The organism is Kitasatospora sp. NPDC051853, assembly GCF_044452665.1.
Taxonomy (GTDB): Bacteria; Actinomycetota; Actinomycetes; order Streptomycetales; family Streptomycetaceae; genus Kitasatospora.
In genome coordinates, this window is sequence record NZ_JBITBY010000007.1 from 315873 (window position 1) to 339874 (window position 24002).

22 protein-coding genes are annotated in these 24002 nt (G+C 73.1%); 15 read left to right on the forward strand and 7 right to left on the reverse strand.

Annotation, left to right across the window (positions count from 1 at the left end; genetic code table 11):
* Positions 1-200: 200 nt before the first annotated feature.
* Positions 201-815, forward strand: a complete 615-nt coding sequence (gene rpsD / locus ACIA8O_RS21905; protein ID WP_396295592.1) for a 30S ribosomal protein S4 — start codon at positions 201-203, stop codon at positions 813-815.
* On the opposite strand, the gene ACIA8O_RS21910 is transcribed toward rpsD, so the two are convergent.
* On the reverse strand, positions 803-2962 hold the full coding sequence (locus ACIA8O_RS21910; protein ID WP_396295593.1) for an ATP-binding protein: 2160 nt from the start codon (positions 2960-2962) through the stop codon (positions 803-805). The genes rpsD and ACIA8O_RS21910 overlap by 13 nt on opposite strands.
* Before the next feature lie 132 nt (positions 2963-3094).
* The gene (locus ACIA8O_RS21915) at positions 3095-4069 is read right to left on the reverse strand and encodes a hypothetical protein (RefSeq protein ID WP_396295594.1); all 975 of its coding nucleotides are present in this window, start codon (positions 4067-4069) and stop codon (positions 3095-3097) included.
* A gap of 183 nt (positions 4070-4252) precedes the next feature.
* On the opposite strand from ACIA8O_RS21915, the gene ACIA8O_RS21920 reads away from it, so the two are divergent.
* The 12 genes from ACIA8O_RS21920 (at position 4253) to ACIA8O_RS21975 (ending at position 16635) form a co-directional block, all read left to right on the forward strand.
* On the forward strand, positions 4253-4732 hold the full coding sequence (locus ACIA8O_RS21920; protein WP_396295595.1) for a DUF948 domain-containing protein: 480 nt from the start codon (positions 4253-4255) through the stop codon (positions 4730-4732).
* Between the two features lie 5 nt (positions 4733-4737).
* A complete protein-coding gene (locus tag ACIA8O_RS21925) occupies positions 4738-5178 on the forward strand; it encodes a DUF6167 family protein (RefSeq protein ID WP_396295596.1) in 441 nt (146 codons plus the stop codon).
* Positions 5178-7847, forward strand: a complete 2670-nt coding sequence (alaS, locus tag ACIA8O_RS21930) for an alanine--tRNA ligase (protein ID WP_396295597.1) — start codon at positions 5178-5180, stop codon at positions 7845-7847. The genes ACIA8O_RS21925 and alaS overlap by 1 nt, the downstream gene beginning before the upstream one ends.
* Entirely contained in the window at positions 7847-8329 is a 483-nt protein-coding gene (ruvX, locus tag ACIA8O_RS21935) for a Holliday junction resolvase RuvX (protein WP_396295598.1), read from the forward strand. Before alaS ends, ruvX begins: the two co-directional genes overlap by 1 nt.
* A gap of 95 nt (positions 8330-8424) precedes the next feature.
* A complete protein-coding gene (gene mltG, locus ACIA8O_RS21940) occupies positions 8425-9615 on the forward strand; it encodes an endolytic transglycosylase MltG (protein WP_396295599.1) in 1191 nt (396 codons plus the stop codon).
* Positions 9616-9725: 110 nt separating this feature from the next.
* The gene (mltG, locus tag ACIA8O_RS21945; RefSeq protein WP_396295600.1) at positions 9726-11402 is read left to right on the forward strand and encodes an endolytic transglycosylase MltG; all 1677 of its coding nucleotides are present in this window, start codon (positions 9726-9728) and stop codon (positions 11400-11402) included.
* 17 nt (positions 11403-11419) lie between these two features.
* The gene (locus tag ACIA8O_RS21950; protein ID WP_396295601.1) at positions 11420-12259 is read left to right on the forward strand and encodes a shikimate dehydrogenase; all 840 of its coding nucleotides are present in this window, start codon (positions 11420-11422) and stop codon (positions 12257-12259) included.
* Positions 12260-12549: 290 nt separating this feature from the next.
* Entirely contained in the window at positions 12550-13734 is a 1185-nt protein-coding gene (gene aroC / locus ACIA8O_RS21955) for a chorismate synthase (protein WP_345279046.1), read from the forward strand.
* Positions 13731-14243 (forward strand): shikimate kinase, encoded by a 513-nt coding sequence (locus ACIA8O_RS21960; RefSeq protein WP_396295602.1) that lies wholly within the window; start codon positions 13731-13733, stop codon positions 14241-14243. Before aroC ends, ACIA8O_RS21960 begins: the two co-directional genes overlap by 4 nt.
* Positions 14240-15328 carry a 3-dehydroquinate synthase gene (aroB, locus tag ACIA8O_RS21965; RefSeq protein ID WP_396295603.1) on the forward strand — a complete coding sequence of 363 codons (1089 nt, stop codon included), beginning with the start codon at positions 14240-14242 and terminating at the stop codon, positions 15326-15328. The genes ACIA8O_RS21960 and aroB overlap by 4 nt, the downstream gene beginning before the upstream one ends.
* Before the next feature lie 5 nt (positions 15329-15333).
* Positions 15334-15774, forward strand: a complete 441-nt coding sequence (gene aroQ, locus ACIA8O_RS21970; protein WP_396295742.1) for a type II 3-dehydroquinate dehydratase — start codon at positions 15334-15336, stop codon at positions 15772-15774.
* An 87-nt stretch (positions 15775-15861) separates the two neighbouring features.
* Positions 15862-16635 (forward strand): AAA family ATPase, encoded by a 774-nt coding sequence (locus ACIA8O_RS21975; RefSeq protein WP_396295604.1) that lies wholly within the window; start codon positions 15862-15864, stop codon positions 16633-16635.
* A gap of 40 nt (positions 16636-16675) precedes the next feature.
* On the opposite strand, the gene ACIA8O_RS21980 is transcribed toward ACIA8O_RS21975, so the two are convergent.
* Complete coding sequence (locus ACIA8O_RS21980; RefSeq protein WP_396295605.1) at positions 16676-18028, reverse strand: ParB/Srx family N-terminal domain-containing protein; 1353 nt, start codon at positions 18026-18028, stop codon at positions 16676-16678.
* Positions 18029-18256: 228 nt separating this feature from the next.
* Here ACIA8O_RS21980 and ACIA8O_RS21985 point away from each other — a divergent pair, with 228 nt between their 5' ends.
* Positions 18257-19066, forward strand: a complete 810-nt coding sequence (locus tag ACIA8O_RS21985) for an Fpg/Nei family DNA glycosylase (RefSeq protein WP_396295606.1) — start codon at positions 18257-18259, stop codon at positions 19064-19066.
* Between the two features lie 62 nt (positions 19067-19128).
* Positions 19129-20793: a peptide-N4-asparagine amidase gene (locus ACIA8O_RS21990; RefSeq protein ID WP_396295607.1), complete on the forward strand. Its 1665-nt coding sequence runs from the start codon at positions 19129-19131 to the stop codon at positions 20791-20793.
* Between the two features lie 53 nt (positions 20794-20846).
* Here ACIA8O_RS21990 and ACIA8O_RS21995 read toward each other — a convergent pair whose 3' ends face one another.
* The 4 genes from ACIA8O_RS21995 to ACIA8O_RS22010 form a co-directional block, all read right to left on the reverse strand.
* Complete coding sequence (locus ACIA8O_RS21995; protein WP_396295608.1) at positions 20847-21899, reverse strand: DUF2278 family protein; 1053 nt, start codon at positions 21897-21899, stop codon at positions 20847-20849.
* A gap of 99 nt (positions 21900-21998) precedes the next feature.
* Positions 21999-22784: a hypothetical protein gene (locus ACIA8O_RS22000; RefSeq protein ID WP_396295609.1), complete on the reverse strand. Its 786-nt coding sequence runs from the start codon at positions 22782-22784 to the stop codon at positions 21999-22001.
* Positions 22785-22934: 150 nt separating this feature from the next.
* Entirely contained in the window at positions 22935-23099 is a 165-nt protein-coding gene (gene rpmG, locus ACIA8O_RS22005) for a 50S ribosomal protein L33 (protein WP_345279061.1), read from the reverse strand.
* Between the two features lie 61 nt (positions 23100-23160).
* Entirely contained in the window at positions 23161-23940 is a 780-nt protein-coding gene (locus ACIA8O_RS22010; protein ID WP_396295610.1) for a potassium channel family protein, read from the reverse strand.
* Between the last annotated feature and the right edge of the window lie 62 nt (positions 23941-24002).

Below are 24002 nucleotides of genomic sequence, written 5' to 3' on the forward strand. Positions count from 1 at the left end.
GAGCGTTGCGCACCGGTTTCGGTGTCGCGGGCAGCCCACCACCTTCCGGCGGTGGGCCGAACGTGTGCAAGCACAGTAGTGCCCGGCTGCGGAGAGCGGCTGACCGTCCGTCAGGACTGGTTTTTCTCCGGGTCGCGAGGAGCAACCTCCGTCAACACCTGGTGAAGCCGTATTCGCACACTGAAAGAGGTAATGGTTCCATGGCGAACCAGAAGCGTCCCAAGGTCAAGATTGCCCGCGCGCTGGGTATCCCGCTGACCCCGAAGTCCGTCAAGTACTTCGAGGCCCGCCCGTACCCGCCCGGCCAGCACGGCCGCGGCCGCAAGCAGAACTCTGACTACAAGGTCCGTCTGACCGAGAAGCAGCGTCTGCGCGCCCAGTACGACCTGAGCGAGAAGCAGCTCGCCCGCGCCTTCGACCGTGCCAAGAAGGTCGAGGGCAAGACGGGTGAGGCGCTCATCGCCGAGCTCGAGACCCGTCTCGACTCGCTGGTGCTGCGTTCGGGCATCGCCCGCACCATCTACCAGGCCCGTCAGATGGTCGTCCACGGCCACATCGAGGTCAACGGTGGCAAGGTCAACAAGCCGTCGTTCCAGCTGAAGCCGGGCTACGTCGTCACCGTGCGTGACCGTAGCAAGGAGAAGACCCCGTTCGTCGTCGCCCGTGAGGGTGGCAACGCGGGCGAGGGCCAGACCCCGAAGTACCTCGAGGTCAACCTCCGCGCCCTGGCCTTCCGCCTGGACCGCGCCCCGCAGCGTCGTGAGGTCCCCGTGATCTGCGACGAGCAGCTGGTCGTCGAGTACTACTCGCGCTGACCTGCCGCAGGCAGAGCCGAGCCCCGCAGCCTTCCGGCTGCGGGGCTCGGCCCGTTCCGGGGCCCGCGCGCGGCGCGGCCGGCGGCGACCCGGGCCGCGGCCCGGTCCAGGTCCAGGGCCGCGCCCAGCTCGAAGGCCTCGGAGAACTCCTGCTCGGTCAGACCGCCCCTGGCCCGCTCCAGGCCGGTGCGGTGCGGGGTGTTGAAGGTGACCGAGCCGCAGAACGGCTTGCCGACCGCCCGCCAGGTCCGGTGCGCGGCGCCGAGCAGCACGGCGGCCTCGTACAGGTCCGGGTCCGGGCCCTCGGTCTCCAGCACCGCCAGCACGTCCAGCGCCAGCACCACGCCGAGCAGGTCCTGGAAGAGGTGGTTCAGCCGCACGCACTCGCGGGCGTGCGCGCGGGCCGGGCGCAGTTCGCCGGAGAGCCAGGCCGCGTACGCCATCGCGTAGCGGCCGTAGGCGTAGGCCCACTGCTCGCCGTGCTCCTCGCAGACCTCGCGGACCTTCTCCAGCCAGATGGTGCCGCGCTCGGTCTCGCCCTGGAACAGGTGCGCCACGCCGAGCTCGAACATCGCCATCAGCACGTTGCTGTTCAGCTCGCCGATCGCCTCGTAGTGCCACAGCGCCTCCTCGAACAGCTCGGTGGCGCGGGCGAGTTCGTCGCCGATCAGGGCGGCGCAGCCCTGCCGGTGCACCGCGTAGGCGAGCGCCCGGTCGTCCCCGGTCTCCAGGGCCTGGCGGTGGCACTCGGCCAGTGCGGGGCGGGCCCGGTGCAGATCGCCCTGGAGGGTGGCCAGGTAGCCCGTCACCCACAGGGCCTTGGCCCGGGCCTCGGTCGGCTCGGGGGCCAGGGCCAGCGCCCGGTCCAGCCAGTGCCGGCCCTCGCCCAGGTGGCCGGAGCCGACCCAGTAGTACCAGAGGGTGCCGGCCAGCAGCAGGGCCAGCTGCTCCTCGCCGGGCTCGGCCAGGCAGAACTCCAGCGCGGCGCGCAGGTTGGCGTGGGCCAGCCTGGTCCGCTCGGCGGTCTCCGGTTGCCGGGGGCCGAACCACTCGACCTCGCCCCAGGTGGCCACCCCGAGGTACCAGTCCCGGTGGCGGCGGCGCAGCCGCTGTTCCTCGCCGCCGGCCCGCAGCCAGCCGGCGCCGTACTCGCGCAGGGTGTCCAGCAGCCGGTACCGGGCGCCGGGCCCGCCGGGCTCCCGCAGCAGCACCGACTTGGCGATCAACTCGCCCACCAGGTCGAGGAGTTCCTCGCCGACCAGACCGTCACCCCCGCACACGTACTCGACCGCCTCCAGGTCGAAGCCGCCGGTGAAGACCGAGAGCCGGGCCCAGAGCAAACGTTCCTGCGGTGTGCAGAGTTCGTGGCTCCAGCCGATCGTGGTGCGCAGGGTGCGGTGCCGCTCCGGGCCGCCGCGGGAGCCGCCGACCAGCAGCCGGAAGCGGTCGTCCAGCCGGTCGGTGATCTGCTCCACCGAGAGCGCCCGCAGCCGGCCGGCGGCCAGCTCCACCGCGAGCGGGATGCCGTCCAGCCGGCGGCAGAGCCGGGCCACCTCGGCCAGGTTGCGGTCCGTCAGCTCGAAGCCCGGCAGCACGGCGGCGGCCCGGTCGGCGAACAGCCGCACCGCCGCCGGGACCCGGCCCGGCTCGGCCCGCACCGGCAGCGGCGCCAGCGGGAGCAGGTGCTCGCCCGCCACGCCGAGCACCTCCCGCCCGGAGGTCAGCACCCGCAGCCCGGGCGCGGCCCGCAGCAGCGCGGCGACCAGCGTGGCGCAGGGCTCCACCAGGTGCTCGCAGCCGTCCAGCACCAGCAGCAGCTCCCGGTCGGCCAGTTGCTCGACCAGCACCTCCTCGGGCTGCCGGGTGGTGGAGTCGGGCAGCCGCAGCGCCTCCAGCACCGCGTGCCCCAGCAGGTGCGGGCCGCGTACCGCGGACAGCTCCACCAGCCGCACCCCGTCGGCGTACCGCGGGGCCGCCGCGGCCGCCGCACGCAGCGCCAGCCTGGTCTTGCCGACCCCGCCCGGGCCGGTCACCGTCACCAGTCGGCCGGCCGTCAACAGCTGCTCCAGCTCGGCCAGTTCGGCCTCCCGGCCGACGAAGCTGGTCAGCTCGGCGGGCAGCCGGTGGCCGGGTGAGTCACTGCACACTGAGCCGCCCCCGTGGCCTGGAAAGGGCCCGCACCCTGCGGACCACCCCCTCAACGAGACGACCGGGCAAGGGGTTACTCGGCATGCGGCAGGCCCCCGGGGGAGCGTCCCGCACCGCGCCCGGGCCGGCGCTCAGGAGCCGACGGGGAAGGAGATGACGTGGTCCTTCATCTTGATGGTGGTGTTGTACTTCCCGCCGAACGCGAAGCCGCCCTTCTTGACCGCCTCGGTCAAGGTCAGCGTGTAGGTGCCGGGCTGGAGGTCCTTGAGGGGGAACTCACGGGTCAGTTCGAGCAGGTAGGGCGCGGTGGTGTCCCGGATCGTGACGAGCTCGGAACTGATCACCCGGCCCTCGGGTGCGGTCAGGGTGGACGGGCCGGTCAGCGTCAGCCTCCCGGTGATCACCGGGATGCGTGCGTCGACCAGGGCCAGGTTCTCCTCCAGCCAGACCGTCGCGTCCCAGTAGTACGGCTTGGCGCGGAAGCGGACGGTGGCCTTCTGGTGGCCGTCGTCCCAGCCGAGCGACAGGGACAGGCGCGAGTTCACCTTGCTCGCCCTGACCTTGTCGCTCTGGTCGCCGTCGGCCGGGTTGTCGAAGGTCTTGTAGACGTCCGGGTCGGGGGCCTTCTCGCCGGTGTTGATCCAGTCGATCGCGCCGCCCGCACCGCGCCCCCACCGGTAGACGTAGTACTCGTCGCGCACCATCACCTTGCGGCGCAGCGTGCCCACCGGCGTGTCGGCCAGCCGCGCGGCCGCGTCGAGCTCGTGGAGGGCCTCGGTGAAGTCCCGGTCGGGGATCTCGACGTCGGTGCCGATGGTCAGGCCGGTCACCTGTGTGAAGGCCGGCGCGGTGAACTTCCACTGCGCCGCGACCTCTTCGTCGGCATTGAGCATGACGCCGGTGAGGGTGTGCTCGTCGCTGCTCTGACTGGTCATCACGAAGCCGGTGAAGGTGGTGAAGAAGTCGGCGGCGCTGCCGGTCTCCTCGTCGAAGGTGTACGTGAACTTGTCGGTGACCGCATCGGCGAACGCCCGCTCGTCCCGCGTGTTGAGGGCGTCGATGAACGTCTGGATGGCAAGGTTCGTGGGGCCGCTGTCGAAGATCATGCCCAGCAGCTTCGCGCAGCGGACCGGGCTCAGGAAGGCATGCGCATGCCAGCCACCCGAACGAGTGACCCGCCGCGGGGACCGCGGCCGCAGGTCGCGCCGGGTGCCGCACGCAATCCGCTTGCCGAATCGCGGTAGGGTTCAACCCTGGAACGTGGGGCTGACGGCGAGGGAGCGCGCAAGGTGTCCGTGGGAGAGCTGGCCGGTCTGTTGGTGGCCGTGTTCTGGGCGGTCCTGGTCACCCTGCTGGCGGTCGTGCTGGTGCGGCTCTCCAAGGTGCTCCGGGAGGCGACCGTGCTGGTCGCCGCCGTCACCGAGCAGGCCGTGCCGCTGCTGACCGACGCCGGCACCGCGGTGCGCAGCGCCAACGAGCAGCTGGAGCGGGTGGACGAGATCACCGCCAACGTGCAGGACGCCGCCGCCAACGCCAACGCGCTCTCCTCCACGGTGGCCGCCACCCTCGGCGGCCCGCTGGTCAAGCTGGCCGCCTTCTCCTACGGCGTGCGCAAGGCGGTGGCCCGCCAGCAGTCCGGGCTGACGCTGCCTCAGCAGGCGGGCGAGCGGGAGGAGCTGGCCCGGCTGATCCGGGCCGAGGTCCGGGCCGCCACCGCACCCCGCCGGGGCGGGCTGGTCGGCCGGCTGCGCCGCGCGGTGAAGGGCTGACGGCGATGGTGCGACGCATCTTCTGGATGGCGGTCGGCGCCGGCGCCACCGTCTGGGCCATGAACAAGGCCAACGAGGCCGTGCACCGGATGACCCCGGACAGCCTCTCCGGCACCGCCGCCCGCGGTGCGCTCCAACTCGGCGACGCCGCCAAGCGGTTCGCCGCCGACGTGCGCGCCGGGATGACCGAGCGCGAGCGCCAGCTCCGCGACGACCTGGGCCTGGACGGCACCGCCGTGGTCGAGCCCCCGCGCCGGAAGGCGCTGCGCGGCGAGGCGGCGAGCGCTCCGATCGGGGCCGCGCGAGCTATCAAGGCGGCACCGGGCTCCCCGGCCGCCGCCCAGCGCCCCAGTCTCCGCAGTGCCCGCACCACCCCCTCAGACATGGATTCGACGCCGCGTCAGCTCCCGGAGCTGCCCGGCGGCCCCAACCGGAAGGACCAATGATGGAGTCGGCAGAGATCCGCCGCCGGTGGCTGCGCTTCTTCGAGGAGCGCGGCCACACCGTCGTGCCGTCGGCCTCCCTGGTCGCCGACGACCCCACCCTGCTGCTGGTCAACGCCGGCATGGTGCCGTTCAAGCCGTACTTCCTCGGCGAGATCAAGCCGCAGTTCAGCCGGGCGACCAGCGTGCAGAAGTGCGTGCGCACCCTGGACATCGAGGAGGTCGGCAAGACCACCCGGCACGGCTCCTTCTTCCAGATGTGCGGCAACTTCTCCTTCGGCGACTACTTCAAGGAAGGGGCCATCAAGTACGCGTGGGAGCTGCTCACCACTCCCGTCGCGGACGGTGGCTACGGCCTGGAGAAGGAGAAGCTCTGGATCACCGTCTACCAGGACGACGACGAGGCCGAGCAGATCTGGCGGGACGTCATCGGCGTGTCGCCCGACCGCATCCAGCGCCTCGGCATGAAGGACAACTTCTGGTCGATGGGCGTCCCCGGCCCGTGCGGCCCGTGCTCGGAGATCAACTACGACCGCGGCCCCGCGTACGGCGAGGAGGGCGGCCCGGCCGTCAACGGCGAGCGCTACCTGGAGATCTGGAACCTGGTCTTCATGCAGTACGAGCGCGGCCACGGTGACGGCAAGGACGGGTTCGAGATCCTCGGCGACCTGCCGAGCAAGAACATCGACACCGGCCTCGGCCTGGAGCGCCTGGCCGCCATCCTGCAGGGCGTCGACAACCTCTTCGAGATCGACACCAGCCGGATGATCCTGGACCGGGCGGCCGAGCTCACCGGCCACACCTACGGCGCCGACCACCGCTCCGACGTCTCGCTGCGCGTGGTCACCGACCACTTCCGCACCGCGCTGATGCTGGTCGGCGACGGCGTCACCCCCGGCAACGAGGGCCGCGGCTACGTGCTGCGCCGCATCCTGCGCCGCGCCATCCGCAACATGCGCCTGCTGGGCGCCACCGAGCCGGTGGCCAAGGACCTCATCGACGTCTCCATCAAGGCGATGGCCCCGCAGTACCCGGAGCTGGAGACCGACCGCAAGCGGATCGAGACGGTGGTCGTCGCCGAGGAGACCGCCTTCCTGCAGACCCTGAAGGCCGGCACCAGCCTGCTGGACGCCGCGGTGACCGAGACCAAGCAGTCCGGCGGCGCGGTGCTCTCCGGCGACCAGGCCTTCAAGCTGCACGACACCTACGGCTTCCCGATCGACCTGACCCTGGAGATGGCCGAGGAGCAGGGCCTCCAGGTCGACGAGTCCGGCTTCCGCCGCCTGATGCAGGAGCAGCGCGACCGCGCCAAGGCGGACGCCAAGGCGAAGAAGATGGGCCACGCCGACGTCGCCGCGTACCGCGAGGTCGCCGACAAGTCCGGCGCCTCCGTCTTCACCGGCTACACCGCCACCGAGGGCGAGGCCACCGTGGTCGGCCTGCTGGTGAACGGCGTGCCGGCCCCGGCCGCCACCGAGGGCGACGAGGTCGAGATCGTCCTCGACCGCACCCCGTTCTACGCCGAGGGCGGCGGCCAGCTCGCCGACCACGGCCGGATCCGCCTGGACTCCGGCGCGGTGGTGGAGATCCGCGACGTCCAGCAGCCCGTCCCGGGCGTCGTGGTGCACTCCGGCGGCGTGCTGTTCGGCGAGGTCGTGCTCGGCGCGTCCGCGTACGCCAGCATCGACGTGGACCGCCGCCGGGCGATCGCCCGGGCGCACTCGGCCACCCACCTGACCCACCAGGCGCTGCGCGACGCGCTCGGCCCGACGGCCGCCCAGGCCGGCTCGGAGAACGCCCCGGGCCGCTTCCGCTTCGACTTCGGCTCCCCGGCCGCCGTGCCGGGCTCGGTGCTGGTGGACGTCGAGCAGAAGATCAACGACGTGCTCACCCGCGAACTCGACGTCACCGCCGAGGTCATGACGATGGACCAGGCCCGCAAGGCCGGCGCCATCGCCATGTTCGGCGAGAAGTACGGCGACGAGGTGCGCGTGGTCACCATCGGGGACTTCTCCAAGGAGCTCTGCGGTGGCACCCACGTCGGCAACACCGCCCAGCTGGGTCTGGTGAAGCTGCTCGGCGAGTCCTCGATCGGCTCCGGCGTGCGCCGGGTGGAGGCGCTGGTCGGCGTCGACGCGTACAAGTTCCTGGCCCGCGAGCACACCGTGGTCTCGCAGCTCACCGAGCTGGTCAAGGGCCGTCCGGAGGAGCTCCCGGAGAAGATCTCCGGCATGCTCACCCGGCTCAAGGACGCGGAGAAGGAGATCGAGCGCTTCCGCGCCGAGAAGGTGCTGGCGCTGGCCGCCGGTCTCGCCGGGAGCGCCGAGGACGTGCAGGGCGTCTCGGTGGTCGCGGCCCGGGTGGCCGACGGCACCGGCGCCGACGACCTGCGCAAGCTGGTGCTGGACGTCCGGGCCCGGCTCGGCTCCCGCCCGGCCGTGGTCGCCGCCTTCACCGTGGCCAACGACCGCCCGCTGACCGTGATCGCCACCAACGAGGACGCCCGTTCGCGCGGCGTCAAGGCCGGCGAGCTGGTCAAGGTCGCCGCCAAGACCCTCGGCGGCGGCGGTGGCGGCAAGGACGACGTCGCCCAGGGCGGCGGCACCAACCCGGGTGCCCTGGACGAGGCGATCGCCGCGGTCAAGGGCCTGGTCGCGGAGCGCGCCAGCTGATGGAGGCTCAGGAGGAGAAGGTCTTCCGCCGGGGGCGCCGGATCGCCGTGGACGTGGGGGACGCCAGGATCGGGGTCGCCAGCTGCGACCCGGACGGGCTGATCGCCACCCCGGTGGAGACGGTCCCGGCGGGGGGCCGCTCCCAGGCACGGCTCAAGGCCATCGCGGAGGAGTACGAGGCCATCGAGGTGGTGGTCGGCCTGCCGCGCTCGATGAGCGGTAAGGAGGGCCCGGCCGCCGCCAAGGTCCGCGAGTACGCGGGCCGGCTGGCCATGCTGCTCTACCCGGTGCCGGTCCGGCTGGTGGACGAGCGGATGACCACCGTCACCGCCGCCCAGGGCCTGCGGGCCTCCGGCCGGAACGCCAAGAAGGGCCGCTCGGTGATCGACCAGGCGGCCGCCGTGGTGATCCTGCAGAACGCCCTTGAGACCGAACGGGTGAGCGGCAGGCCCCCCGGTGAGAGCGTCGTGCCGGTCGGCTGATCATCGTGCAATAGCGTCCCGGACGGGGCACCTGCGGTACGCCGCGGGTGCCCCGTTCCGCATCTCCAGGGAGAGCAGCCGGAGGGGACGAGGCCGTGACCGATCCGTACAGCACGCCGGGCCTGACACCCGGTCACCTGGGTGCCCCGGTGGTCGAACCCGAGGGCCGGGCCCCGGGCCCGGCCCCCGCCGGCGCGCCGCACGACCCGCGGCGCCGGCGCACCGGGCTGGCCTGCGGCCTGACCCTGCTGGCACTGGCCACCGTGCTCGGCGCCGCGGTGCTGGTCGGCTACCTCTGGTGGCCCCGGGACGAACCCGTCCGGGCGGCCGACTTCAGCGGCTCCGGCAGCGGCTCCACCCAGGTCTCGGTGGTGCAGGGCGCCACCGTGGCCCAGATCGGCCAGGCCCTGGTGAAGCAGGGCGTGGTCGCCAGCACCCGGGCCTTCACCGAGGCGGCCGCCAAGAGCCCGGCCGGCAACAGCATCCAGCCCGGCACCTACACGCTCCGTCAGAAGCTGCCCGCCGTCTCGGCCTTGAACGTGCTGCTCGACCCGGCCAACGCCAACGCCCTCACCATCCCCGAGGGCCGGCGGGCCGCCCAGGTCTACGACGCCGTGGACCAGAAGCTCAAGCTCACCGCCGGCACCACCAAGGCGGTGGCCGAGCAGCGGACCGGCGAGCTCGGCCTGCCGCCGGAGGCCGGGGGCAACCCGGAGGGCTACCTCTTCCCCTCCACCTACCCCGTCACCGCGGAGACCAGCGCGCTCGGCCTGCTCCAGCAGATGGTCCGCCAGGCCGCCAGGACCCAGAAGGCGGACGAGCTGGAGACCGCCTCGGCCCTGCTCGGGCGCAGCCCGTACGAGCTGGTCACCATCGCCAGTCTGGTGCAGGGCGAGGCGGACAACGCGGAGGACATGGCCAAGGTGGCGCGGGTGGTGAACAACCGGCTGGCGAAGCGGATGCCGCTGCAGTTCGACTCCACCATCAACTACGCGCTGGGCCGCTCCACCCTCACCACCACGGCGGACGACACCAGGCTGGACTCGCCGTTCAACACCTACCTGCACCCGGGCCTGCCGCCCACCCCGATCGCCAACCCGGGCCGGGACGCCCTGCAGGCCGCCGTCCAGCCCGCCGAGGGGGACTGGCTCTACTTCGTCACGGTCGCCCCCGGGGACACCCGGTTCACCGACAGCTTCGAGCAGCACCAGCGCAACGTGGCCGAGTTCAACACGCGTCAGGCGGCGCGGGCCGCCCGTCCCGCCGCGGGCACCGGCGGCCACTGAGGGTGAGCCCGTCCAGCCGGGACGTACCCTGCGGTACGGTAACGTCTCCCTCCAGGCGTGTCGCTAGCACGCCGGTTCGAGAGACTTGCCGGATCGGCTTAAGGGGTTCGATGACGGATCTGGGCGGGGGCTACCAGCCCCAGGGCACGCAGCCGTGGCACCCGGGCGACCCCGGATACGGCGGCTACGCCCAGGATCAGCAGCCCGGTCAGTACGGCTACCCCCAGCAACCCCAGCAGCCGCAGTACGGCCAGCAGCCCTATCCGCAGCAGGGCTACCCGCAGCAGCAGCCGGTGCCGCAGCAGCCGCAGTACGGCCAGCCCCAGCAGCAGCCCGGGTACGGGCAGCCCCAGCAGCCCCAGCAGCCGCAGTACGGCCAGCAGCCCTATCCGCAGCAGCAGGTCCCGCAGCAGCCGTACCAGCAGCAGGGCTACCCGCAGCAGCAGGTGCCCCAGCAGCCGGTGCCGCAGCAGCCGGTCCAGCCGCAGCCCGCGCGCCGGCGCCCCGAGCCGGTCTCCGGCCCCGGCCCCGACGGCATCGACTGGGAGGCCGAGGCCGCCGCGCTGGACGCCCCCGCCCCGGTCGTGGCCGAGCCGGAGGAGGAGTGGGCCGAGGAGGAGTACGAGGAGCACGAGCCGGAGCAGGAGTCCTTCTTCGGCGAGCAGGACGACTCCCGCACGGCCGAGAAGCGCCGCAAGGAGAAGGGCAAGAAGGCCGGCCGGAAGAACAGCGGCGCCTGCCTGGTGGTCGCCCTGGTGCTGATCGGCGGCCTCGCCGGCGGCGGCTACTGGGGCTACAACTTCTACCAGAAGCACTTCGGCCCGCCGCCGGACTACACCGGCGAGGGCACCGGCTCGGTGCAGGTCGAGATCAAGCCGGGCACCGGCGACGCGATGGGCAAGGTGCTGCTGGACGCCGGCGTGGTGAAGAGCCTCGACGCCTTCCGCAACGCCTACGGCAAGAACCCGAAGGCCATCACCATCCAGCCGGGCTTCTTCACCATGCACCACCAGATGTCCGCCGAGGCGGCCGTCAAGCTGCTGGTGGACTCGGCCGGTGGCGCCTCGCTGATCCTGCCCGAGGGCCAGAAGGCCGTCGACATCTACAAGCGGATCGACACCAAGCTCAAGCTGGCCCCCGGCACCACGGCCAACGTGGCCAAGAACCAGGTGAACGAGCTCGGCCTGCCCCCCTACGCCAACGGCAACATCGAGGGCTTCCTCTGGCCCGCCAAGTACTCGATCAGCGAGGGCATGAAGCCCGAGGACCTGCTCAAGCAGATGGTCAAGACGGCGACCGAGAAGTACCAGGCGCTCAACCTGGACGCCAACGCCTCGAAGGCCGGGCTCAAGACCGGCTACGAGGTGCTGATCGAGGCGAGCATCCTGCAGGCCGAGGGCAACAACTCGCAGGACTTCGGCAAGATGGCCCGGGTCATCCAGAACCGCCTGGGCAGCAACGAGACCCAGCACCGCCTCGGGATGGACACCACGATCCAGTACAGCCTGGGCCGCACCAACCTGACGCAGAAGGACATGGACGACGCGTCCAACAAGTACAACACCTACCTGAACACCGGACTCCCGCCCGGCCCGATCTCCAACCCGGGCGAGGACGCCATCAACGCGGTGCTGGACCCGGCGCAGGGCAAGTGGCTGTTCTTCATCGCGATGAACCCGCAGGAGACCCGCTTCGCGGAGACCTACGCGGACCACCTGAAGAACGTCGAGGAGTACTGCACCGGCCGCAACCTCGGCTTCGACAAGACCCGAGGACACTGCAAGTAGCCAGGGGGACAAGGCAGATGACCATGCAGCACCGGGCCGCCGTGCTCGGCTCGCCGATCGCGCACTCGCTCTCCCCGGTCCTGCACCGGGCCGGGTACGAGGCGCTCGGCCTGACGAGCTGGCAGTACGGGCGGCACGAGGTGGACGAGGCCGGGCTGGCCGGGTTCGTCCGGGAGCTGGACCCGGCCGAGTGGGCCGGGCTCTCGCTGACGATGCCGCTGAAGCGGGCGGTCATGCCGCTGCTGGACGAGGTGAGCGCGGCCGCCGTCTCGGTGGACGCGGTGAACACGGTGGTGTTCGGCGCGGACGGGCACCGGCGCGGCGACAACACCGACATCCCGGGCCTGGTCAACGCGCTGCGCGAGCGCGGCATCGAACGGGTGGAGGCCGCCTCGGTGCTCGGCGCCGGGGCGACCGCCTCCTCGGCGCTGGCCGCGCTGGCGCAGGTCTGCACCGGCGAGGTGACGGTGTACGTCCGCAGCCCCGAGCGGGCGGCGGAGATGCGGGAGCTGGGCGAGCGGCTCGGTCTGACGCTCCGTACGGCGCCGTGGGAGGACGGGGCGGCCGCGCTGGCCGCGCCGCTGACCGTCTCGACCACCCCGGCGGGGGCCACCGACGGCTTCGCCGAGGGCCTGCCCGCCGCGCCGGGGGCGCTCTTCGACGTGCTCTACCACCCGTGGCCGACGGTCCTGGTGGCGGCGGTGGAGGAGCGCGGGGCGACGGTGCTGGGCGGTCTGGACCTGCTGGTCCATCAGGCGGTGCTGCAGTTCGAGCAGTTCACCGGGGTGGAGCGCGGACCGCTCGACGCGATGCGCGCCGCGGGCGAGAAAGCGCTGGCCCGGGGGGCGGCCCGCTGACCAGGCCGGGGCCGCGACGCCGGGGCACGCACCTCGTCGGCTTCTCCTCGGTCGCCGATGCTCCGCATGGACTCCCTCGTCGGCGCCGCCGAGGCACGCACCCCAACGACGCGGCCTCATCCGGCCTGGTCAGCGGGCCGCCCCCCGCCGCCTGACGAGGTCCGGCCGAGCTGACAAGGTTCGGACCGTTCCTGTCCGCAACGCGGACCGTGCGGCCGTTCCGTTTCCCGGCATGAAAGGATCGAGGGGAACGAACGCCTGGCCTGCGGGCCGCTGACGAAGGAGCTCCGTTGGGTACGTTGCGCTGGCTGACGGCGGGGGAGTCGCACGGTCCCGCACTGGTCGCGACGCTGGAGGGCCTGCCGGCCGGGGTGCCGGTGACCACCGCGATGGTCGCCGACGCGCTGGCCCGCCGTCGGCTCGGCTACGGCCGCGGTGCCCGGATGAAGTTCGAGCAGGACGAGGTGACCTTCCTCGGCGGCGTCCGGCACGGCGAGACCATGGGCAGCCCGGTGGCGATCATGGTGGGCAACACCGAGTGGCCCAAGTGGGAGCAGGTCATGTCGGCCGACCCGGTCGACCCGGAGATCCTCGCGGGCCTGGCCCGGAACGAGGCGCTGACCCGCCCGCGCCCCGGCCACGCCGACCTGGCCGGCATGCAGAAGTACTCGATCGAGGAGGCCCGCCCGATCCTGGAGCGCGCCTCCGCCCGCGAGACCGCGGCCCGGGTCGCGCTCGGCGCCGTCGCCCGCTCCTACCTCAAGGAGACCTGCGGCATCGAGATCGTCTCGCACGTGGTCGAGCTGGCCGCCGCCAAGGCCCCGGCCGGCGTGCTGCCGCTGCCCTCGGACGAGGCCCGTCTGGACGAGGACCCGGTGCGCTGCCTGGACGCCGACGCGTCCAAGGCGATGGTGGCCGAGATCGACCAGGCCCACAAGGACGGCGACACCCTCGGCGGCGTGGTCGAGGTGCTGGCCTACGGCGTGCCCGTCGGCCTCGGCTCGCACGTGCACTGGGACCGCCGGCTGGACGCGCGCCTGGCCGCCGCCCTGATGGGCATTCAGGCGATCAAGGGCGTCGAGGTCGGCGACGGCTTCGACCTGGCCCGCGTCCCCGGCTCCAAGGCGCACGACGAGATCGTGCCCACCCCCGAGGGGATCAAGCGCACCTCCGGCCGCTCCGGCGGCACCGAGGGCGGCCTCTCCACCGGCGAGCTGCTGCGGGTGCGCGCCGCCATGAAGCCGATCGCCACCGTGCCGCGCGCCCTGCAGACCCTGGACGTGCGCACCGGCGAGCCCGCCAAGGCGCACCACCAGCGCTCCGACGTCTGCGCCGTCCCGGCGGCCGGCATCGTCGCCGAGGCGATGGTGGCGCTGGTGCTGGCCGACGCGGTGGCGGAGAAGTTCGGCGGCGACAACGTCTCCGAGACCCGCCGCAACGTGCAGGGCTACCTCGACAACCTGATCGTCCGATGACCGCACCGGTGGTCGTGCTGGTCGGCCCTCCCGGGGCCGGCAAGAGCACCGTCGGCAGGCTGCTCGCCGAGCGCCTCGGCGTCACCTTCCGGGACACCGACGCGGACATCGAGGAGACGGCCGGCAAGCCCATCCCGGAGATCTTCGTGGACGAGGGCGAGCCGCACTTCCGGGAGCTGGAGGTGGCGGCCGTCGCGGCCGCCGCCTCCGGGCACCCCGGGGTGCTCTCGCTGGGCGGCGGCGCGGTGATGGCCGATCAGACCCGCGCCCTGCTGCGCGAGTTGCCGGTGGTCTTCCTGGAGGTCGCGCTCGGCGACGCGGTCAAGCGCGTCGGCCTGGACGCGCCCCGGCCGCTGCTGGCGATCAACCCGCGCGCCCGCTGGCGCGAGCTGATGGAGGCCCGCCGCCCCCTGTACCTGGAGGTGGCGACGGCCGTGGTGGACACCGAGGGCCGCAGCCCCGAGCAGGTCGCGGACGCGGTACTGGAAGCACTGGAGTTGAAGGCATGAGTGACACCGTCACCATCCACGTCGGCGGCAGCGCCGGACACGATCCGTACGACGTGCTGATCGGGCATCAGCTGCTCGGCGAGCTGAGCGGTCTGATCGGCACCAAGGCCAAGCGGGTCGCGATCATCCACCCGGAGGCCCTGGAGGCCACCGGCGAGGCGATCCGGGAGGACCTGGCGGCCGAGGGCTACGAGGCGATCGTCCTCCAGGTGCCCAACGCCGAGGAGGCCAAGAGCGCCGAGGTGGCCGCGTACTGCTGGTCGGTGCTCGGCCAGACCGGCTTCACCCGCAGCGACGTCATCGTCGGCCTCGGCGGCGGCGCCACCACCGACCTGGCCGGCTTCGTGGCGGCCACCTGGCTGCGCGGCGTGCGCTGGGTCTCGATGCCCACCACGCTGCTCGGCATGGTGGACGCGGCGGTCGGCGGCAAGACCGGCATCAACATCGCCGAGGGCAAGAACATGGTCGGCGCCTTCCACCCGCCGGTGGGCGTGCTGGCCGACCTGGCCACCCTGGAGACCGTGCCCAAGCACGACTACGTCTCCGGCCTGGCCGAGGTCATCAAGTGCGGCTTCATCGCCGACCCGGTCATCCTCGACCTGGTCGAGGCCGACCCGGAGGGCGCCAAGACCCCGGCCGGCCCGCACACCGTGGAGCTGATCCGCCGCGCCATCCAGGTCAAGGCCGACGTGGTCTCCGGGGACCTCAAGGAGTCGGGCCTGCGGGAGATCCTCAACTACGGCCACACCCTCGGCCACGCCATCGAGCGCAACGAGCGCTACAAGTGGCGGCACGGCGCCGCGATCTCCATCGGCATGGTCTTCGCCGCCGAACTCGCCCGCCTGGCCGGGCGGTTGGACGACGAGACGGCCGACCGGCACCGCTCGGTGCTGGCCTCGGTCGGCCTGCCGCTGAGCTACCGGGCGGACGCCTGGCCGAAGCTGCTGGACGCCATGCGGATCGACAAGAAGTCCCGCGGCGACCTGCTGCGCTTCATCGTGCTGGACGGCCTCGGCAAGACCTCGGTGCTGGAGGGCCCGGACCCGCAGGTGCTGGTCGCCGCCTACGCGGAGGTGTCCTCGTGACCGAGGTGACCAAGGTGCTGGTGCTCAACGGCCCCAACCTCGGCCGCCTGGGCAGCCGGGAGCCGGACGTCTACGGCGCCACCTCCTACGCCGGCCTGGTCGAGCGCTGCACCGCGCTCGGCAAGGAGCTCGGCCTGGAGGTCGAGGTCCGGGAGACCAACTCCGAGCAGTCGATGATCGAGTGGCTGCACGAGGCGGCCGACGGGCGCACCCCCGTGGTGATCAACCCCGGGGCGTTCACCCACTACTCGTACGGGATGCGGGACGCGGCCGCGCAGCGGACCGCCCCGCTGATCGAGGTGCACATCTCCAACCCGTACGCCCGGGAGACCTTCCGGCACAACTCGGTCATCGCCGCGGTCGCCTCCGGCACGGTGGCCGGCTTCGGCATCGGCTCCTACGAGCTGGCGCTGCGCGCGCTGGCCGAGCAGCTCGTCACCAAGTGACAGTGTACTGACGGACGATCAGTTGCCTGGTGGCGGGCTTGTGCCCGCCACCAGGGCGCCGTGTAGTCTCCCGGACGGGAGGTGCAAGTGACGCAGTACGCAGGGGGCACAGGGGGCCATGTGCCGCCGCCGGGCCACTCCTTCGCGCCCGTGGGCGGGCAGCCGCCCTACCCGGTGGGACCGCCGCCGCCGGCGCGGCCGCCCTATCCGGTGGCACCGCCCCCGCAGACCGGCCACTTCCCGATGCCGCACGCCGCCCCGGTGCCGCCCGTGCCGCCGCCGTACGCCGTGCAGCCCACCCTGGCGGTGCTGCTGATCGGCCCGGCCGGGGCCGGCAAGACCACGGTGGCCCGGTACTGGGCCGAGCGCCGCCCCACCCCGACCGCGCACATCTCGCTGGACGACGTCCGCGAGTGGGTGCAGGCCGGTTTCGCCGACCCGCAGTCCGGGTGGAACGACGCCTCCGAGGCGCAGTACCGGCTGGCCCGCCGCACCTGCGGCTTCGCCTGCCGCAACTACCTGGCCAACGGCATCTCCTGCATCATCGACGACGCCGTCTTCCCCGACCAGCCCGCCGTCGGCCTCGGCGGCTGGAAGCGGCACATCGGCCCGGGCATGATCCCGGTGGTGCTGCTGCCCGGCCTGGATTCGGTGCTGGCCCGCAACGCCCGCCGCAGCGGCAACCGGCGGCTGGCGGACGAGGAGGTGGCCCGGATCCACGGCCGGATGGCCGGTTGGTACAGCACCGGGCTGCCGATCATCGACAACTCCCAGCTGGACGTGCCGGCCACGGCGGCCGCGCTGGACCGCGTGATAGCGGCCCGGCTGTCCGCCCTCGCGGGGGGACAGCCGGGCCGCTGACGGGCCGTCAGCCGTCGGCCCGGGCTCCTGGGGCTGGGGCTCAGGCCGGGTTGCCGACCAGCTGGACCGGGCCGTTCAGGGTGTTCGGGGTGCAGCCGGGGGCCGACAGGGTGAGCTTGTCCTTGGTGTACAGGACGCTCAGCGGGCCGGTCAGCACGGTGCCGCAGAGCTGCACGGTGCCGGCGCCGACCGCCTGGACGGGGCCGGTGAGGTCCGAGCCCCTGACCACCAGGTTGGCGCCGGGGCGGACCACCACGGGGCCGAACTGCTGGGCGCCGGTCAGGCAGGTGGTGCCCGAGTTGACCACCAACGGGCCGTTGTGACGGCCGGTCAGGGTGGTGGTGCAGGCCGGACCGGTGGGGACCTTGGCACGGAAGTCCAGCGCGTAGGCGATCTTGCCGGGCTTGGCCTCGGTGATCGGCACGCTCAGCTTGCCGAACTCGCCGCCGGTGGGCTTCTTGCCGTTGTTCCAGGCGGTGAGGCGGCCGAGCTGGTCGGCGGTGCGGCCGTCCGCGGTGACCACGGTGGAGCCGGGCACGGCGGTCATCGCCTGCGAGGCGGTGCGCACCGCGTTCAGGTAGGAGGCGGCGTCGGCGGGGTCGTAGGAGCCGGGCAGGCCGATGCCCTGGCCGCGCAGCCAGTCGCCCCAGCTGAACTCCAGGTACTCGGCCGCGTCGGCCGGCACCGCGTAGCCGATGTCCCGGGTGAAGTAGACCAGGCTGCGGTACGGGTCGTCGTGGAAGTTGGCCAGCCCGAGGCGGGTGGGCAGCTGGGCCACCGTGATCGCCTGGTTGTTCTCGTCCAGCAGGCGGACCCACTTGTTGTCCCGCATCCGCTGCCAGAACTCGGCCTGCGGGAGCTTGCTGTAGTTGGCCTGGACGATCAGGCGGACGTGCAGCTTCCGCCCGCCGTCCGGGGCCTCCAGGAAGGAGGTCAGGGTGTGGTGACCGTCGGTCAGGTAGAGGGCGCCGCCCGGGCCGACCACCACGGTCTTCATCTCGGAGCGGCTGGCCTCGGTCTCCTGGCCGAGCGCGATGGTGCAGGTGAAGGTGGAGGCGTCGGAGATCCTCGCGCCCGGCTGGACGGTGGCGGCCACGCCCTGGCCGTTGGTCTCGCACCAGTCGTCGAAGCGCTTGTTGGCGTTGCCGTTGGCCTCGTCCTTGCCGGAGGTGTAGCGGCCGAGCTTGTAGTAGACCTCGTCGTAGCCGACGGCGGGCTGGGTCGGGCGCAGCTGGTCCAGGGTGACGTCCAGCAGGTCGCCCGGCCGGGCGGTGAGCGCGGGGTTCGGCGCGGCGGCGGCGGGGGAGGCGGCCCCGGTCAGACCGGCGACCGCGAGCAGACCGGTGGCGGCGGCGAGGACAGCGCGGCTGCGGTGCTGCGGGGCGGGGCTCATGGGGCGACTCCTGCGGTGGTGGCCGGTGTGCGACGGGTGCTGGCGCATATCCACCCACTGACGGCGGCTCAACCGGTGTCCGCAGGATGCCGCCCGGGTGACGGGGGAGTGAACCCTGTCCCACGCGCCCCTGGGAAGTGCCTGGGTACGGGCCCTCCGGCCGGTCCGGGGTGTCGGTCCCGGCTGCGAGAATGGGGGCATCGCCGCCACCGTCCGAGGGGGACAGCCTTGCCCGAAGGCCACATCATCCACCGTCTCGCCACCGAGCACGCCAAGGGTTTCGCGCACCGCCCGGTCGCCGTCAGCAGCCCGCAGGGCCGCTTCGCGGAGGGCGCCCGGCTGATCGACGGTCAGGTCCTGACGGAGGCCCAGGCCCACGGCAAGCACCTCTTCCTCGGCTTCTCCGAGGACCGCTGGCTGCACGTCCACCTGGGCCTGTACGGGGAGTTCACCTTCGGCCCGGCCCCCGCGCCCGCCCCGGTCGGCCTGATCCGGCTGCGGCTGGAGAACGACGAGCTCTTCTCCGACCTGCGCGGGCCGAACACCTGCGAGCTGCTCACCGGCGCCGAGAAGGCCGCCGTGCACGCCCGGCTCGGCCCCGACCCGCTGCGCCCCGGCGCCTCCTCCGAGGACGCCTGGCGGTACGTCACCCGCAGCCGCACCACCATTGCCGCGCTCCTGATGGACCAGAAGGTGCTGGCCGGGGTGGGGAACGTCTACCGCGCCGAGGTGCTGTTCCGCCTGGGCATCGACCCGCACCGGGCCGGCAAGGACCTCGCCCGGGAGGAGTGGGACGCGATCTGGGCCGACCTGGTGGTGCTGATGGCCGACGGCGCCCTGGCAGGCCGGATCGACACCGTCCGCCCCGAGCACACCCCCGAGGCGATGGGCCGCCCGCCCCGGGTGGACGACCACGGCGGCGAGGTCTACGTCTACCGCCGGGCCGGGATGCCCTGCCTGGTCTGCGGCACCGAGGTCCGCACCGAGGCGCACGCGGCGCGCAACCTCTTCTGGTGCCCGTCCTGCCAGCGGTCCTGAGCGGGCCCGCCGTGCGGAGTGATTGACAGGTTCAGTACAGCGGCGGAAGGATGCCGGTGCCCTTGACGATCCGTCAGCACCGGCATCCGGAGGCCGTCTTGCCCGCACCCTCGATCCTCCGCCGCGCGGCCCGCGCGCTCGGCGCCGTCCTGCTGGCCCTGGCCGCCGTGCTGGCCGGCGGCGGCCCCGCGCACGCCGACTTCGGCAGCGACTACCACGACCCGATCACCGCGGCGAAGCCGCTGACCCGCCCGGACACCCGCTCCTGCACCGTCGAGGTGATGCACGAGCGGGCCTTCCGCGAGGGCTACGGGAACCCGCCGGACACCCCGTACGCGGGCAGCCTCACCGTGCCGCCGGACTGCGCCGGCCCCTGGTCGATGGTGGTGCTGGAGCTGCACGGCAGCGTGGCCGGGCGGCAGTACGACCGCCTGTTCACCGTCCGGGTCGGCGGGGTCGAGGTGCTGCTCTCCTCCACCCCCGAGCCCTCCAAGGACGGCATCGAGTGGCGGCTGGAGCGCGACATCACCCGCTACGCCCCGGTGCTGACCGGCACCCAGCCCTTCGAGTTCGACCTGGCCAACGTCACCAACGAGACCTACACCGGTGTCTTCGTGATCTCCGCCTCGGTCACCTTCCACACCACCTCGCCGAAGTGGCCGGCCGCCCGCACCGCCGACCGGGTGCTCACCTCCGGCCCGTTCGCGCTGGACCGCTCCCGGCTCACCACCGCCCGTGCGTACAGCTTCCCGCCGAACCTGGAGGCGCTCACCGCCGAGCTCTACGTGCGCGGCGGCGGGGCCTGCGAGGAGTTCGCCTACGCCTCCGCTCCACAGGAGTTCGTCGAGGCCAACCCCGGCCGCGGGTACTGCGGGCAGGGCCCGTTCCGCGAGCTGCGGCTCGCCGTGGACGGCCGGGTGGCCGGGGCGGTCTGGCCGTACCCCGTGATCTACACCGGCGGCTGGGACCCGCTGCTCTGGCGGCCCACCCCCGGCCTGTTCGCCTTCGAGCTGCCCGCCTACCGGCTGGACCTCACCCCGTACGTCGGGCTGCTGCTGGACGGCCGCCCGCACACCCTCTCGGTCACCCTCAACCAGGCCGAGCAGCAGAGCAACGACTCCTGGACCGGCCAGCTCAACCTCTTCGCCGAGGTCGACGAGGGCAGCGCCCGCACCACCGGCGCCCTGACCCGCCACCAGGTGGCCGCCGCCGTCGAGCCGGTCACCGCCCTCACCGACCTCGGCGGGGGCAGCGGGGACTGGACCGTCACCGCGCGGCGGCAGGACGTGGCCGAGGGCTGGGTGCAGACCTCGCACGGGCGGGTCCGCACCGAGGTGAGCAGCAGTCAGGTCTTCGGCTCCACCCAGCAGCTGCGCGAGGAGGGTGCCGCGCTCAAGCTGGCCAACCGGCTGGAGCAGACCTGGACCACCCACCGCAGGGGCGGCGGGCCGCAGCGGGTGGAGACGGTGAGCGAGAGCGTGCCGCTCACGGTGGACTACCGCTACGGCGGCCAGGACCAGCGCACCTCGATGGTGATGGGCCGGCACCGGACCGAGACCGCCGACGGCGTCCGCCGCACCCTGGACCACACCTACGCCCCGACCGCGTACCGCCGCGACGGCGCCACCCCGGTCCGTACCGCCTCGGCGGTGGAGACCTACCGCTCCACCGGCCCGGAGGGCCCGTACGCCCGGACCATCACCACCCGGGACGGCTGGCCGCTCTGACGGACCGTCGTCCTCCGGGCGGGAGGCTCGCCCCCCGCCCGGAGGACAGGTCCTCAGAAGGTGAGCGTGCGCCCCTCCTGCCTCGCCTGCTTGGCCGTGTACGAGACGCCGTGCACCTTCAGCCCGGCCGGGTCCAGCAGGGTGATCACCCCGCCGCCGTTCTCCAGCTCGAAGCTGCCCCCGCCGCTCACCGCGAGGCTGGCTCCGGCCTCCAGCCGCTGGGCGGGCAGCGGCAGGCGGCGCTTGGAGCGGTCGGCCAGCTGCCAGCCCGTCAGGTCGACCGGGGCGGCGGAGGTGTTGAGCACGGTGACCCTCTCCCGGCCCCGGTCCGGGCCGGCCGGGTTGACCAGGGCGGAGACGATCCGCAGCCCGGCCGGGGTGTGGTCGTCCGGGCGGCCGGGGGTGCCGGGCAGGGCGTGGCCGGTGGTGTCGTCGGTGTGCCAGGCCTGGGACTGGAAGGCCAGGAAGACCGCGATCCAGCGGTTCTCGGCGGGCAGGTGCACCAGCAGTGCGCCGTCCTGGTACACACCGTCGTCGCCCTTGAACCGGCCGCTGTTGCCCTGGTTCATGTGGACGTCGTGCATGCCGTTGCCCGGTTCGAAGCCGAAGACCTTGTCCGGCTTGCCGGGCTCCGGGCCGAAGCGCTCGCCGAAGACGTGCAGCACCGCCGCCGGGTCGGCGACGGCGCGCAGCACGAAGTGGTCCAGCAGGTCGGCCAGGTCGTTGTCCACGCCCGGCAGGTCCGGCGGCAGGGTGCGCAGCTTCGCCGGGTCGAAGAGGTTGCCCCGGATGAAGTCCACGGCGGCGGTGCCGGGGGCCGGGCGCAGCGGCGCCCAGCCGGTGCCGGTGGCCGGCAGCAGCGAGGTCAGCGGGTGGCGGAAGTCGTCCACCACCGCGTAGAGCAGCTCCGAAGGGGCCTGCTGGGACTGGACGTTGACGGCGGCCCGGTAGTCGGTGCCGTGGGTGTCGCGGAGGTGGATCTGGTAGTGCGGGGTGTCGGTGGCACCCTCGCGGCGGCGGGCGACGGCGCGGGCGGAGAGCACGCCGTAGTTCTTGAGCGGCATGGGCAGCGGTCCTTCGAGGGTGCGGCGGGCCTGTTCGGACACCGTTATCCCGCAGGGCGGCGCGCGGCGTGCGGAGAACCGCCCGCTGTTCACCCCTGGGTGGCCGAACCGTCGCCCGGCCCGTCCGCCCCAGGGGGAGGGTCAGCGCCGGCGGCGCCGGAGGATCGAGTGCACGGTGAAGGCCGCCAGTGCGACGGTGAGCAGCCCGGCGATCCAGAGCGAGAGCGGGTCCGGCCCGGTGGCGGCGGCCGGGGCGGCGGCGGGCGCCGGGTCGGCGGCGGAAGGGGACGCCTCCGCGGGGGCGGTGCCGGACGGCCGGGCGGTGGCCTTGGGCGGGGCGGAGCTGCGTCCGGACCGGCTGGGGGTGGGGCCGGGGCTCGCCGGTCCGTACTGGAAGACGGCCTGGGCCTGCTCCTTGGCCTCCAGGCCGCCGGTGGCCGGGTCCTCGCCGGTGCTGATCAGGACCGGCGAGTCCAGCCCGCTGCTGGTGAGCTGGTAGCTGCCCTTGGCGGCCTTGCCGGCCAGGGTGACCTTGGCCCGGACGGTCAGGGTGCCGCGCGGCTGGACGGTGACGGCGCCGGCCGGCTCGCTCAGGCTCCACCGGCCGCTCGGGTCGACCCGGTCGGAGGGGCGCCAGCCGCCGTTCGCCGGGTCCTGCCAGACCACCGTGATCCCGTCGGTGGGCACGCCGCCGGTGCGGGCGTTGGTGCTGAGGGCGAGGGAGAAGCCGCCGGGCTGGATGCGGTGCGGGGAGGTCGAGCTGACGGTCAGGGTGACCTCGAAGGTGCCGCCGACCGGCAGGGTGGCCGGCACCCCGCCCAGGGTGGTGGTGATCCTGCCGTTGCGCACCTCGGCGGCCTGCGCGGTCTGAGCCGCCGTCAGCACCACCGACGCGGCCAGCAGGCCCACGGCCAGCGGACGTGCCATCTCCCTGCCCCCTCCGACGTACCGGCCGAGCTGCGCCGAGGACCGGATGCTAGCAACCGGGACGGGCGGCCCCGCCGACCGCCCCGCTCGTGGGGACGTGGAGCGGCCCCGGCCGGTTCCCACCTGCGGGAATCGGCCGGGGCCGGGCGGTCAGCGCTCCTCGCGGAAGAGCACGTGCTCGCGGGCGACCGGGTCGAACTTCCGCAGGACCAGGCGGTCCGGGTCGTTGCGCCGGCTCTTGCGGGTGACGTAGGTGTAGCCCGTCCCCGCCGTGGACTTCAGCTTCACGATCGGGCGCAGGTCGGTGCTAGCCATCCGGTCCTCCTCGGTTCGGGGTTCCCGGCCGTCACCGACTGGAAACCGTTTTCACCTGGGCTCAACGCGGCCCCGCCCCGGTCCATTCCCCCGGACCTGACGGAGTGCCGATCAGTCCCTCGGGGGCGGTGGCCGACAGCTCGGCCACCTGGCGGCGCAACTCGCGGACCTCCGCGGTGAGTTCGCGGATCGCCAGGTGGTTGACGTGCTCCATCCGCTCCTCGGCGTCGGCGCGGGAGATGAACCAGGCGGCGATGTTGGCCGTCACCACGCCCAGCAGGGCGATGCCCGAGAGCATCAGCCCGACCGCCAGCAGCCGGCCCAGCCCGGTGGTCGGGGTGTGGTCGCCGTACCCGACGGTGGTCATGGTGGTGAAGGACCACCAGAGCGCGTCGTCCAGGGTGCGGATGTTGGCCGTCGGCGAGGACCGTTCGATGTCCAGCACGGCCAGCGAGCCGAAGACCAGCAGCCCGATCACCGCCCCCACCACGTAGGTGGTCAGCCGCACCTGGGCGGCCATCCGCACCCGCTGCCCGGCCAGCACCGCGGTGGAGACCAGCCGCAGCAGCCGCAGCGGACCCGCCAGCGGCAGCAGCACCGCGAGCAGCGAGAGCGGCTGCGAACGGACGAACCGCCAGCGGTGCTCGGCCAGGTAGAGCCGGACCAGGTAGTCGCAGGTGAGCGCGGCCCAGACCACCCACTCCGTCCACCAGGCCGCGTGCAGCACCGCCGGGTGGGCCTCGGGGCGCAGGATCGGCACGGCGTACGCGACCGCGAAGAGCACCGACAGCACCATCAGCGGGAGCTGGGTGAGGCACTCCCATCTCTCGAGGCGGGTCATCGCGGGTACCTCCTGGACGGTCCTGGCCCGCGGCGGTCCGGGCGGCACGACCTTCTCACACC